This is a genomic window from Pelosinus baikalensis (assembly GCF_020819555.1).
In the GTDB taxonomy this organism is placed as follows: Bacteria; Bacillota; Negativicutes; order DSM-13327; family DSM-13327; genus Pelosinus; species Pelosinus baikalensis.
Genome location: NZ_JAJHJB010000014.1, coordinates 38393 through 52156, shown reverse-complemented (window position 1 = coordinate 52156; position 13764 = coordinate 38393). Strand labels below are relative to the sequence as shown.

Annotated in this window: 15 protein-coding genes; 3 read left to right on the top strand and 12 right to left on the bottom strand. The window is 38.8% G+C overall.

What is annotated here, in order from left to right; all coding sequences use genetic code 11:
• Positions 1-225: 225 nt before the first annotated feature.
• The 10 genes from LMF89_RS11585 to LMF89_RS11540 form a co-directional block, all read right to left on the bottom strand.
• A complete protein-coding gene (locus LMF89_RS11585; RefSeq protein ID WP_229535216.1) occupies positions 226-1782 on the bottom strand; it encodes a DUF4127 family protein in 1557 nt (518 codons plus the stop codon).
• A complete protein-coding gene (locus LMF89_RS11580) occupies positions 1775-3469 on the bottom strand; it encodes a hypothetical protein (protein ID WP_229535215.1) in 1695 nt (564 codons plus the stop codon). Before LMF89_RS11580 ends, LMF89_RS11585 begins: the two co-directional genes overlap by 8 nt.
• 23 nt (positions 3470-3492) lie before the next feature.
• Positions 3493-3903, bottom strand: a complete 411-nt coding sequence (locus tag LMF89_RS11575; protein ID WP_229535214.1) for a divergent PAP2 family protein — start codon at positions 3901-3903, stop codon at positions 3493-3495.
• Between the two features lie 12 nt (positions 3904-3915).
• Positions 3916-4260 (bottom strand): SMR family transporter, encoded by a 345-nt coding sequence (locus LMF89_RS11570; RefSeq protein ID WP_007959948.1) that lies wholly within the window; start codon positions 4258-4260, stop codon positions 3916-3918.
• A 32-nt stretch (positions 4261-4292) separates the two neighbouring features.
• Complete coding sequence (locus LMF89_RS11565) at positions 4293-5201, bottom strand: decaprenyl-phosphate phosphoribosyltransferase (RefSeq protein ID WP_229535213.1); 909 nt, start codon at positions 5199-5201, stop codon at positions 4293-4295.
• On the bottom strand, positions 5198-6337 hold the full coding sequence (locus LMF89_RS11560; RefSeq protein WP_229535212.1) for an iron-containing alcohol dehydrogenase: 1140 nt from the start codon (positions 6335-6337) through the stop codon (positions 5198-5200). The genes LMF89_RS11565 and LMF89_RS11560 overlap by 4 nt, the downstream gene beginning before the upstream one ends.
• A 250-nt stretch (positions 6338-6587) precedes the next feature.
• Entirely contained in the window at positions 6588-7055 is a 468-nt protein-coding gene (locus tag LMF89_RS11555) for a hypothetical protein (protein ID WP_229535211.1), read from the bottom strand.
• Positions 7056-7233: 178 nt separating this feature from the next.
• Positions 7234-7569, bottom strand: a complete 336-nt coding sequence (locus tag LMF89_RS11550) for a hypothetical protein (RefSeq protein WP_229535210.1) — start codon at positions 7567-7569, stop codon at positions 7234-7236.
• A 27-nt stretch (positions 7570-7596) separates the two neighbouring features.
• The gene (locus LMF89_RS11545) at positions 7597-7896 is read right to left on the bottom strand and encodes a hypothetical protein (protein WP_229535209.1); all 300 of its coding nucleotides are present in this window, start codon (positions 7894-7896) and stop codon (positions 7597-7599) included.
• A 488-nt stretch (positions 7897-8384) separates the two neighbouring features.
• Positions 8385-8696 (bottom strand): hypothetical protein, encoded by a 312-nt coding sequence (locus LMF89_RS11540; protein WP_007959941.1) that lies wholly within the window; start codon positions 8694-8696, stop codon positions 8385-8387.
• 291 nt (positions 8697-8987) lie between these two features.
• On the opposite strand from LMF89_RS11540, the gene LMF89_RS11535 reads away from it, so the two are divergent.
• Complete coding sequence (locus LMF89_RS11535; protein WP_439651940.1) at positions 8988-9296, top strand: hypothetical protein; 309 nt, start codon at positions 8988-8990, stop codon at positions 9294-9296.
• Between the two features lie 134 nt (positions 9297-9430).
• Here LMF89_RS11535 and asnB read toward each other — a convergent pair whose 3' ends face one another.
• Positions 9431-11275 carry an asparagine synthase (glutamine-hydrolyzing) gene (gene asnB / locus LMF89_RS11530; protein ID WP_229535207.1) on the bottom strand — a complete coding sequence of 615 codons (1845 nt, stop codon included), beginning with the start codon at positions 11273-11275 and terminating at the stop codon, positions 9431-9433.
• Between the two features lie 186 nt (positions 11276-11461).
• Here asnB and LMF89_RS11525 point away from each other — a divergent pair, with 186 nt between their 5' ends.
• Positions 11462-11800 (top strand): cupin domain-containing protein, encoded by a 339-nt coding sequence (locus LMF89_RS11525; protein WP_007940613.1) that lies wholly within the window; start codon positions 11462-11464, stop codon positions 11798-11800.
• Positions 11801-11836: 36 nt separating this feature from the next.
• Complete coding sequence (locus LMF89_RS11520) at positions 11837-12685, top strand: heparan-alpha-glucosaminide N-acetyltransferase (RefSeq protein ID WP_229535206.1); 849 nt, start codon at positions 11837-11839, stop codon at positions 12683-12685.
• Positions 12686-12727: 42 nt separating this feature from the next.
• On the opposite strand, the gene LMF89_RS11515 is transcribed toward LMF89_RS11520, so the two are convergent.
• Entirely contained in the window at positions 12728-13699 is a 972-nt protein-coding gene (locus tag LMF89_RS11515; RefSeq protein ID WP_229535205.1) for a metal ABC transporter substrate-binding protein, read from the bottom strand.
• Between the last annotated feature and the right edge of the window lie 65 nt (positions 13700-13764).

Genomic DNA, 13764 nt, shown 5'->3' with positions numbered 1-13764 from the left:
TTATCCTTCCATTTTTTAACATTAAAAAAAATAATTAATCCAATATATCTAGAAGAACGTCAAGGAAAAAGATAGATAAACCGCTTATCAAATGATAAGCGGTGCTTCCGGTTTCACAGTCTTTTCATTTGTAACAGTCTTCAAGAAACAACAACTTACTACACAAAAAAAGCACACACAACATTCATTCGTTGTGTGTGCTTTTTTTGCATATATTCTACAGCATTACTGCGCTTTCACATCTACCTCAAACATGCGATTCCAAGGAAAGGATACTTCTACTTTTTCCAACGGAAACTCACTCAAATTTTGCTGAGCAAAATTCTGTATGCGTTTGGTAGCATCTTGGGTAAGGGTGGGGCGCATTTCATTTAATTGTACATTGTTGATTCCTTGAGGGATTAACACTTCATTCATTAGATCACTGCGCACATTAGCTTGATACGCCCAATCATCTAAGAGACGAACAGCAATGAGATTATTTTTGTCGGAGGCTGCCATGCGCTGAGCGAAAGCAGCTTGTCCAATGGTATAACCAATGGTGTTGCTGGCTGTATTCCAGCCAGAATAAGATTCTAACTGAGACGCCAGTTTGCTATCGGTCATTTCTTTCATAAAGGCATTGTCGGAACCATTGGCAAAAGAAATATCTGCCACCGCTACTTTTCGGCCAGCATTTAAGTAGCTTTCGATCTGTTTTACAAAGGCAACGGTTTCTTTGCTAGCTTTTGTTTTATTTGATTCCATGCCTGCTTCTCTGGTCCAGCCATCTACTGGTGTATTGACTGCCAAAATCATATCAGCTACTTTATCCGATAATAAAGGTACAAAACCTGCAGCAAACAAATGATCTCTTACATTTTTGCCAACCGGAGTATCTTCATAAGAAGGAATAGTCTTATTACCAACACCTTGAGTATACATCACAGAGACGGTAGGTATGGTGAAGGTCAAATCATTCACGGCTCTTGTCAGCATGAGCATTCCTAACTGATCTGCACCGGGAAAAGAAGAGTATTTACTGGCAGATAAATCGGCTGTTTCTTTTCCTAGCCATCTGGATTCCTGATGAGATCTTGACAGCGGGGAGCAATCATCACGACCGATTAGCAAGTAATTAAAGATATTTTGTTTTGCTGCGGAAACAAGCTGTAAATTTGCTTTAAAGTTCTTTTCACGCCTGTTTACCCAATCTTCCATAATATCTTTCGGAACTTGCGCATTTAATGTCTCTAATTCTTTCTTTTCTTTTTTACTTAACTTCTCCATTTCACTTTTATCTTGGAGAGCGTGAATGCGAAAAATCGCTGGTCCATAGGTTTCGTAATACGCTGGTTCTACCCCACCGCTGGAAGCATGGGGACTACGCATAATCGTACTAAATACATATAGGCGTACAGAAGGATTCAATTCCTTTAGTTTTTGAAAATTTGCCACTCTTTCCAGCAGCACTTCCTCACTGATTTCATGAGTTCTAGAAGCAACCAATCCGCCATAAATCAGTGCATCGGCTGATACTACGACTCCGTCTGCTTCTTTCGCATGAGCAAAGACCCATTCCCATAGTTGGTCGGGATTCGCACTTCTCGTTCTGGCTGCAAGAGAGTCTTCCGGTGGAACCAGAATATCAAATCCACCTTTTTTTACGGTATCGACTACGTATTCATAACTTACAGGGCGATTGTCAAAGGGGACATACATAAGGGTTTGGGCATATCCTGGTACATGGATAAAGAATAGCAGGAGAAAAATTGCTGTTAAAATACCTTTTTTATTATTCATGTTCATCCATCCTTTCTTTTGCAAAAATAGCTGCTAATGATTGTTCTTTCGCTGGAGCAGTTAAATAGTTGTACCTCATGACCTCAATATTCATATCAGCAATATCTGCTGGCGCATCCACAAAGGAAATATTGTTTTGGGCAAACCGCACATAGTTCGAGGTAAACTCGCCAAAACATACATTGATGGGATTATGATATGCAGCAATCTCTTTTAATTCTTGTCTTAGCGCCTGGGTACAGTAATAATTACCAAGAATATAGGGATAGGAAATCAAGGCCAGATTGATCACAGCCGCTCCTGCTAGAATCCTTCCGAGATAACGAATTGCTTTTTTCTGATTGGACCAAGCAATGAGTGCAAGACAAATGCAGGCGAACCAAATTTGCGGCACATATCGTGCCCACCAAGATTCCGGATTTATGAATGCCGATATCATAATACTCACGACCAAACCTACCCCATAAAATGTATCCTTCTTAGGAGACCAGAATAAGAATAGCAAGATAAGACCACTAATCACCAGCATACCGCTAAACCAAGGACCAAATCCTCCAATTCGAATATCCGCGCCATAAATGAAAGGTCTAAGCTCTTGTGCAGTGACACGAAAAGGAGGCTTTACCACGGGTTCTTCCATATCAAACTGATTCGTAGCCATAGAGAAATTAGCAACGTATAGTTTCTTTATTCCACTCATTTGTAAAAAACCCTTTGGGGAATTACTGGTCATAATATCCATCGACTTTGATCCTGCACCATATAAGGGATAAAAAGGATGCCCATAAAAAAGGCTGTTGGTTATATACGGATTATAACCAAGTATGCAAATCCCCGCAATAAAAGCGATGATTGCCGCTTTCCCAAGGTTCCAATAACTTTCTCGTTTCTTTAGCAGCCATAGCCACCCGCCCAGTAACCCTATACAGGCAACGGCATATACGATACCGGTAAATTTTACATTCACCAACAAACCAATGCTCATGATAAAACCAGCTAAAACAAATATATCATACTGCCTGATCATTTGGTAAGACAAAGCCAGTAAACATAATAATAAAGATGCCAGTTGTCCATCGATGTAAAAGCTTAGGGATTGATAAATGCTTACCGGATTAAAAGCCAATAGCAAACTAAAACATATGGCTTGGTTTACACTACATCTCTGACTATTCTGTAACGCAGAAAACGTTAATAGAAAAGATGCTGTGATCAATAGCAAATTGAAGGCTTTGCTCTGTTCGATTTGTCCTGTTACCGTATATAAAACCGCTTCATAGATCCATGGCCCTTTTGCATAGTGATTTAGCAGCACAGCAGATTGGGACTGTTCTTTTGTCAAATACTGCTGAAAAGGATTCCAGTGATTAACCAATTGTATGACTGCTTCTTGATGATACACCTGCCCATCATAGGAGATATCATAAAACATACCACTTAGCAGCATAAAAAAGTACATTAGCATTATGGACAGACTCCCTATACTAAAAAGCCATTTCCAGTTATTTTCTTTTTTGTAAAAAATTCCACTAATAAAAACAAAGATAAGACTACCAGCGGCTGACAGCCATAAATGAATGGGCAGCAAGGGTATGCCCATTCCAAATCCAATAGCTGATAGCGCTAAAATAAAAAACATAAAGGACAATAAGGTTAGCCCTAATATAAAAGAAAAGCTTCCTATCATATATTTCCTCCCAACTGAATCTGTTACATACGATAAAAAACAAAAGCCAATAAGAATCCTACTATAAGCCCCCCCAATACTTCAACGGGAGTATGCCCCTGCCGCTCTCTTAATGGTTTTGTAATTTGATGAGGTCCTATATGTTGATTGATCATCGCAGCCTGTTTTCCTAATGCCCGCCTGATCCCCATTGCATCAAACATGGTAATCATAAGTACTGCTACGCCCAAGCTAAATATTGGCTGATTGATTCCTTCTGATAAACCAATAAAAAAGACTGTACTGCTAATGACAGTAGTATGAGTGCTTGGAAATCCCCCATTACCAATTAAAGTAACAGCCTCTCTGCGAAAACGAATATAATTTATGATAAATTTGACTGTACCTGCTGCGAACCAAGCAATAACAGGTATTACGGCATATTTATAATCCAATGTAACATCCTCCTAGGATCTGGCTACTAAGGTAATACCTGCTATAATAAAGAGCATTCCTCCCATCCTTAGCCAGTTTATGGGTTCATGAAAAATAAAATAGGATGCAATAAACACTAGAATATAGCCTAAACTTACCATAGGATAGGCATAGCTAAGTTCTACTTTTTTCAAAGCCATAATCCATAAAATTGTGCTAATACCATACAAAAATAGTCCTAGCACAATCGGCCATTTGATTTTTTCTATTATCGTAACACCAGGATTTTGAACCATTTGCATGGCCCCTAATTTAAAGGCAATTTGACCTACTGCACCAATGGTTACCGAGATGATAATTAATAGTAAATCTTTCATTTACATGTTACCTCTAAATTTCATTAGGATTTTTATTCAAAGTAATATAAAATAGTCACAACCATAGCAGCGAACAATAAAACAGTGCCTAAAATATGACTATCTTCTACCAGTACTTTTTCAGGTCTTCCCCCTTGCCCTTCTATATGAATTAAATACAGATAACGAAAAATCCCATACATGACGAGAGGAATGGTCCACATTAGATGAATGGTATGGCCTGATGTAAAGGTAAATAGAGAATAGCTCATAATCGCCGCTGTAGTAACAATACTATTTAATTGATCCAATAATTCAGGAGAATATTGTTCTAATACCTTGCGGTGCTCACCTTTATGATGACTGAGCAAATATAGCTCATGTCTGCGTTTGCTGATGGCTAAAAACAAAGCCAATAGCATGGTACAAATTAAAAACCAAGGAGTAAAAGAAACATTAATAGCTAGTCCTCCCCCTATGGCCCGCAAAACAAAACCAAAGGCAATGACCATAATGTCAATAATCACAATCTGTTTTAACTTCACAGAATATGCTACATTCACCATAAAATATCCGAAAAGTAATAGGCAAAACCAAGGCTCCACTATAAATGCTGCTGCAAGTGAACTGCATAATAAAACACTCCCAAACAATAAGGCACCCAAAGGATGTAATCTGCCAGAAGCAATAGGCCGATAGCATTTCTCCGGATGTTTGCCATCGGCTTCTCGATCAATATAATCATTTACAATGTAAACACAGCCTGATGTTGTACAAAACAAAATGAAAGCAACTGCCGATTGTACCAACATATCCACAGATACGGTTTTAATTGAAAAAATCAACGCAGCAAACACTAACAAATTTTTTGTCCACTGTTTCGGACGCAATACCATTAGATAGGGCAAAACCTTGTCCCCATCTTTATCTTTTTTTATAATCGTCTGCTCCAAAAAGCTCATTTATAAAACGCCCCATCATATATCTTCTCTACAATACCCGGAATCTCCCCCGCCGGATCATTGGACAAGTTACCTGTTACTTTACTTGCCAAATAACTCACATCCGCTTTTGTCAAAGAAAAATCCGTCAAACTAGGATTTATATTTATACTTTGCCTAAATTGGCGATAAACATGCATAAATTCCCTCTTATTAGAGCATCTCGTGCCATGTAATGCTTCTGCAATATGATTGAATTTCTCATTGGAAATCTCATAGGTCAAATCCAGCCAGCTTTCAAAGAGAGCCATTAATCCGCTGCCGTGACTACTATTGGTTTTTACACCAATTGGATACTGTAAACGGTGAGGCAGACAAGTGCTGGAGTTAGCTAAATTGAAACCCATTAGCATACTGGCATACATCATATAGGTACGTGCAGTACTATTTTGACCATCTGCTAAGACCTGAGGCAAATATTGCCCTACCAATTGTATCGCTTTTAAAGAATTGCTGCCAACCAAAGGACTTAGCCCGCTTTTTGATATATAGGTCTCTACCCCATGAGCAAAGACATCAAAACCGGTCTCTACTGTAGTTTCAGGTGATAAAGACATTGTCATTTGTGGATCAACGATAGCAATGGCAGGAAAAAAACCTTTATGACGAAAACTAGTCTTCGTACCAGTGCTCTCGTCGGTTAAAATTGCCGCCCAATTGGTTTCAGATCCTGTACCTGCCGTAGTAGGAATCGCTACAAGAGGAATATCAACATGAGTAATCGGTAACTGACCTAATAAATAAGGCTCCACTTTTTCTCCTGTGGACAAACCAAGAAGAATACCTTTCCCAGCATCAATGGCACTGCCACCGCCCAGGGCTACTACAACCTCAGGCTTCCAGCTAGAAAATTTCTCAACACAAGCGTTGACTTCACTAGCCAGAGGGTTGGCACTAATTCCTTCAAATACCATGGATTCAATGCCTAAACCAGCAAGACCATCTACTAACCTCCTGGTGAAACCATATTTATTCATCGCATATTTCCCTGTAACAATCAGTACCTTTTTGCCAAGGGTTTTAATATAAGCGGGAGCCTTTTCAAACTCACCACAGCCAAAGAATATTTTAGTTGGCATATAATAAGTAAAATGCATGGCATTCAACTCCTATTTATTTATTAACTCATTCATTACTATACTAAAAATATCGTATAGTGAAAAGTAAAAGTTTCAATTGCATATAAGAAAAATGCTGACTCGTCCTTAAAACGAATCGAACCACAAAGACGCAAAGGACACAAAGGGTTTATGAGCAGCGGCATTGTGCCTTTGTGGTTCATTACTTTTTTGCATAAAAAAACTCTGGTAGAATAGCATACACTATTTTACCAGAGTTTTAGGTGTATTATATATTGGCAAGTAGCTGTTGTAATACTTTGTATTTGGCACCATTATAGATTTGATCAAAATCTACAATATACCATTCACCATTTATTTTTTCCAGGCCCACTGGTTTAATACTCATTTTGACAGTGTTTTGCTCCTGAATTGTTACAACAACAGCTGCATAATTACTTTGTTGTGCAACTTGCTTAATGGATACAATATTTGCATTCTTAATTTCTTGAATTCCCGATTGTCCCTTCATAAACTTTAACACGGTTTTAGGATCATTCTTAGAAGCGCTCGATACATATAAACCAGCTTCTGACATGCGGTCATTCTTAGCTGCGTCAAAAAAAGTGGTTACCGTTTCAGTCGTACTCAATCCAGCCACACGTTTAACTCCTGAAGAACCGCCACAACCTGCCACTAGTATCACCAGGATTAACATACTCACAGTCAATAGTACTCTTACATTTTTCTTAAGCATTCCTTATTCCCCTTCTGCATAAACTAACATAAACTAGTTATGTACACTTGTATCTTATCATAAAAATAGATTTTCGTCAGCCATATTACAGCTTCCTTTTTATGGCTTTTCCAAAAGAGTATGGAAATCATCTACTGTCAAGAACAAGGATATCTGTGAAAATTACCAGACTTTGGTCTTATCGGTGCCTATGCTCCCTGATGTTACGCAATTCTCTTTCATGACGTTCAATCTCGTGTTTCTGCCGTTCACGCCATTGCTTTCTCGTCTCATGCGGACGACGCTTCATTGCTCGTTCGTGCCGTTCATTCTCAAGACGTTCTTGTCTCTGTCTTTCTCTGTCCCAGCGTTCACGATCATGTCTATCACGACCTTGATCATGTCTGTCATATCTTAGTTGCATAGGAGTAGGATTATTTTGTAATGGCGAAGCCTCTATTATCGATGCACCAAAACCAACTTGCATGATGCCAACCATAGAATATATGGCTATTTTTTTAACAATTCCTTTCATAAGATCCCCTCCTTACTATACCCCTAATTATTGTGTTAAAATATAAAGTAATGCAATTCCTCCAAGCGTTCTCATGACTTCTTCATGATGTTCTTTTTCCCTTTCCTGACGTTCTTTCCATTGCCATTCTTCTTCATGATCACGCCGCTCCATTTCCCTTTCATGACGAGCCCTTTCTTCTTGAATCTCATGATCCCGATTATCCCAATGCTGCTTATGGTGTCTATTCTCATGTTTTGGTGATGCTTCTATTACTGACGCCCCTATACCAAGTTGCATGATCCCAATTAGCGAGTAAATGATTCCTTTTTTAACAAATGCTTTCATGAAAAACCCTCCTTAATTTGATAATATCATTATAATCTGGAAATGTGACAAAATTATGACTGCTTAGTCATAATTTACATTTTTTTAATGCAACAGTAGATCAGTAATTTTCTTGAAATTATGCCTTATTACTGCACATTTCCCATTGCTTTCAATTTGACACCTCCTATGTATAGTTAGCATACAATATAGTAACCAACAACATTATCATAATGGGAGGAATCGTCATGGGCTTTGGATTCAATGGCAATAATGGCTGGGGTGGCAGCTGGTTTATTATTATCATCATCATCATCCTTTTGTTGTTTTGGTGCTCATTTGATAATTTTTAACCCTTGCTAAGCCAATAGCCAAACTATGTCTCTTGCAGCCACGTTTCACCAAGGCGTGGTTTATTTTTTTTGTAAAAAAAGCCATGCCCAGGATTTTTCTTCCCTAGACACGGCTTAGATGCGATTGCTTACCATTCTCAATATGAAATAATTAAATTAACTAAGTTTAATCTGCATTTCAGAATAATCGTCAAACTGATCTCCAAGACCCTCAAGGGCTTTTTCAACGTTTGCAAGAGTTACTGTCAAAGGGTTCTTTGGATTGCCCAGATGAATATCGAATCCAAATATCTGTTTCCCATCAACATGGTAAACTTTATTATTATTGATATTAATATTTGATATTACTTTATTTTGAAACAATCTGTGAGCTATTTCTTTAAATAATTCCATATTGGTACTAACAGGATCTTTCGTGACAAGTTCAATAGTAAATATTTTGTATGTTTCATCACATGCGGTACACATTTATTAACACATCCTTACATTCTTTCCTGTATACTTCGCTAAAATACTACATAAATCCTTTAAGATTTCCTATCCATTTCAATAATAAGAAAAACACGTCCTTTAAAACATAGCCGTTGGAACCACAAAAACACGAAGCCGCTTACGCGGACACAAAGGGGGGGAGTATAAGAAAATACAGATAAACAAAATACATCCTGTCATCTAAATGAATCACTCTTATGTATCAGGAATCATATTATGTATAAGATACATTTCCATGCTACTCATGTAAGGCAGGAGGCAATACTTATGGATTATCGAGATTGGAAAGACCCTGAAATTGAGGATTGGGAAGAAGACCCTGAATCTCGCGCAAAATCTTATCATTCAACTATTGGAGTTGGGTTTGGTATAGGCTGCCATCCTCGTCATACTTGTTCTCCCAGACTTTGCTGGCCTAAACACAGTTGCTGGCCACATCAAGACTGTTGGCCGCAACAAGGCTGCTGGCCACAGCAAGACTGCTGGCCACGGCAAGGCTGTTGGCCACGGGAAGGCTGCTGGCCACGAGAAGGCTGCTGGCCACGGCAAGGCTGTTGGCCACGAGAGGACTGTTAGTGGCATGACAAACTAACAAGAGCTAGGAAAATTCGTAACCTTACGAACCCCTAGCTCTTGTTTTGCAATGATGAAAACCTTAGAATGCTAACTTAACTGCACTCGTGCCCTTATGTTTTACCACTACCAGTATGCTATACCAATTGCACCTTGTATTCTCTCAGCCAAGTGTCCACTTGAATCAGATAAGCAAATAACTGGACGTTGGTCATAAGCTGCCCAAACCAAGGTATATTTGATATTTCCGCATTAGGCTGAGCCATTGCACGAACTCTATCCACATCCACTATCCTTCGCAATGGCGAAGAAGTATCATCTAAAATCTGTAGGACCCATTGACGCACAGCATTCAAATAAGAAGGATTATGAGTTTTCGGATAAGGGCTCTTGCGTCTCCATAAAACATCTTCAGGTAAGATACCCACCAATGCCTGCCTTAAAAGACCTTTTTCTCTGTCATGGAAATTTTTCATATGCCATGGAACGTTCCATACATATTCAACGAGTCTATGATCGCAATATGGCACTCGAACTTCCAATCCTGAGGCCATACTCATACGATCTTTACGATCAAGTAATGTAGGCATCCAACGTGTTAGACTTAAGTAAAAAATTTCTCGCATACGCGCATCTTTCGCATCCTCACCAGGCAGCCGCGGCACTTCAGCTAATGCTTCCTGATAGCGTTCCTGTAAATAATCATGAGCCCTTGTTACTGATTGCATTTCAGGAGACAGCCACTGCATACGTACATCTAAATTAGGCGACCATGGAAAGCAGGAGGCCTTAATCATATCTTCCCGATAAAACCAAGGATAGCCGCCAAATACTTCATCAGCACATTCACCAGATAAGGCAACCGTGGCACCTTTTTTTATTTCACGGCAAAATAGATATAAAGAGGTATCTACATCAGCCATGCCCGGTAAATCCCTTGAAATCGTAGCCTGGAGCAGACTCCCTGCTAATTCAGGCGTATCCAATATAATATTATGATGGCGAGTATCAAAGAATTCAGAAACACGCTGTACCCAAGGAGCATCCGCATTAGGCTGGAAACTGTTCGCTTTAAAATATTGTGCATTATCAAGATAGTCAACAGAATAGGTATGAAGATCCCCTAGCCCTTTCTGACGATATGTATCGCATGCCAACGCTGTTAATGCACTAGAGTCAAGTCCTCCTGACAGTAAGGTACAAACGGGAACATCAGCAACTAATTGACGTTTTACAATATCCTGCAACAACTCTCGTATAGTGCCCACAGTGGTATCAAAATCATCTGGATGAGGCATACTTTCCAGCGCCCAATATTGACAAAGATACATGCCTTTTTCACTATACAGCATGCTGTGTCCTGGTCGCAGTTCTGCTATATTACGAAATACACCATGCCCCGGTGTTCGGCCAGGTCCAATAATAAGTACTTCTGCCAAGCCTTCGCTATCAATTTCTGGCTTAACCTCTGGATGGGCCAACAATGCCTTTAGCTCCGAACCAAAAATAATTTTACTACCTTGTCTCGTATAAAATAAAGGTTTGACACCGATACGATCGCGAGCAAGAAATAAAGTCTGCTCCGCTTCATCCCAGATACCAAAAGCAAAGATACCATTAAATTTTTCTACACAAGAAGGACCCCATTCTATATATGCCGTTAACAAGACTTCCGTATCACAATTGGTACGAAAGGTATATCCTAGGGATTCTAAAGCTTGCCTTAATTCAGGCGTATTATACAATTCTCCATTATATGTTATTACATAGCGTCGTTGCCCTCTATCTCGAATCATGGGCTGTGCTCCATTCTCTGGATCGACTACACTAAGTCGCCGATGCCCCAAAGCTGCATGTTTTGTTAAATACATACCTGATGCATCAGGTCCACGAGCTGCTAACGTTTCCATCATGTTGGCCATAATATGACCCTCATTTTCAAGGTTTCTTTCCCAATCTATCCATCCTACAATTCCACACATACGTTATCCATCTCCTTTGAGAAAATAAAGCACCTTCGCTATATGTCGACCACAAGATAATATATGAATCAAAATAGAAATATGACACGAAAAAAATAATAATTGTGATAGTTATCACAGAAATAGGATAAATTAACCTGTAGAATGAAGGTAAGGAATAACAAATGAAGTGGAGGATTACACATTATGGAAAAGAAATTTATCAAAAATATTGAATTCAGCAAGGCATTAGAAATGGTGAATCTAGTAGAATATCAAGATGGTCGCGTCGTCAGCCTTACTCTGGTACAAAATGATACGCTAACCTTAACATTGTTTGCCTTTGCAAAAGGCGAGGCGGTGAGCACCCATTCTGCACCTGGAGATGCTATGGTATACATTTTGGATGGCGAAGCCTCCATTACCGTTGGAGAAAACAAATTCATTGCGACTAAGGGCCAAACTCTGGTCATGCCTTCTAATATTCCCCATGGTTTAGACGCTACAGAAAATTTTAAAATGATGCTTATTTTAGTAAAAGGGTAAAACCTTTTGAACCGCGAAGGCGCGAAAAATAGGAGTATGGTCATTGCGAGCAGAGTGAAGCAATCTTCGGGCAAGCAGGGGATTGCTTCGCTAGGCGCGCTTGTATTTTTCTTTTTATTGCCTTTTTATCATCAATTGATTACACTTGTTATATTAGAGGTCATACCTTCAGTCTTTTATAAGGAGATTCTTATGTTCCCTGATCCTATTATTAAAAGCCGTCTTGAAGAGTTGGATTTTGCTCGCGGTTTGGCAATACTACTAATGATACTCTTTCATCTTATCGTAGATCTAAAAGATTTGTATGCTTATAATCTAGATTATCTGGGAGGATTTTGGTACTGGGAGGGAAAACTATCGGCTATCTTATTTATCTTCCTTTGCGGTTTAAGCAGTACCCTCAGCCGTAACAGTGTGCGTCATGGCATCAACATTTTTATCTGGGCAATCCTACTAACGTCTATTACCTATTTTTACAATCCAGATTTTTATATTCGTTTTGGTATCTTGCATTTTCTTGGGATCAGTTTACTTTCGTCACATCTTATCGGTTCTTTACAAATTAGATGGTTATTACTGTTAACCATTGCTTCATTTATCATAGGTCTGGTTGTTACGGCAAGCTTCACAGCTTCTCCATATCTTTTCCCTTTGGGTTTGCAGACTCGTACTTTTACATCGTTGGATTATTATCCTGTATTTCCTTGGTATGGAATTTTTGTCATTGGAATTCTAATCGGCAAGTTATTTTATAGATCCAGACAGCCTTATGTTTCTATACCTCTTCCCAAAGTAATTACTTGGCTAGGCCGACATTCTTTAGCTGTCTATTTGATCCATCAACCAATCCTATTGGCAATTTTATATCTATTACATAAAAAATAAGAGATGAAGATTTGCTTATCATGCAACTCTTCATCTCTTTATTTATTTGAGCGCTTTTTGTAAGTTTACTAAATTCTCACCCATGATGGTTAAATAGTTTTTTCCATCTTTCATTTCTTGCTCTGTTAGGCTTTCAATCGGATTTAACACGAGTAATTCCGCCCCTGTTTCTTTCGCAAGGGTCTGCGCTAATTTAGGACTCGTTAAGGTTTCAAAGAATATATATTTCACTTTATGTTCACGGCAAAACTCAGTGATCTTTGCCATTCGATCTGGTGTAGGTTCTGCATCAGGAGAAAGCCCCATAATACCTAACTGTTCAAATCCATAACGATTTGCCAGATAACCAAAAGCTCTATGGCTCGTAACAATTTCTTTACGAGTAATTCCAGTTAAAGCCTTTTTATATTGTTCATCAAGTTCAGCTAACTTTTTATTGTATGTTTCTGCATTTTGTTTGTAGTAGTCAGCATTTTTTTCATCAACGGTAGCCAATGCTTGCTCGATAGTTTTAATCTCTTGCTGAACTGCTATTGGATCCAGCCATGCATGAGGATCAAATTTATGCTCATCATGGGAATCTCCATGCTCATGACCGTGTTCTTCCTCTTCCTCCTCTTCTTCTGCATGTTTTGCTTCCAGCTTCTTAACATCTTTACTTACTTCTACAGGAAGAGCATCACCTAATACATCTTTATTTAGTAATTTTTCAACTGGCTCAAAATCGGCTCCATGATAAGCGAAAATTTTCGCACTCTTAATTTGAATGATATCTTTCGCTGTCGGTTCCCAGTCATGTGGTTCTGCCCCTGGAGGTATGAGCATAACCACATCTACCTTATCTCCGCCCACTTGTTTTACAAATTCATATACAGGATACATAGTAGTAACCACTTTTATTTTCTTAACTTCTGGCTCTGCTGGCTTTGCAGCATTACTACCACATCCCACTACTAAAAGTAAAACCAAAAGACACATGCTAACATTTACAAGACTTCTCCAATTCTTTATCATCTACGACTCCCCTTAATAGTAATATTCTTATTTAATAAATAATACCATATAATAACATCCTTGTC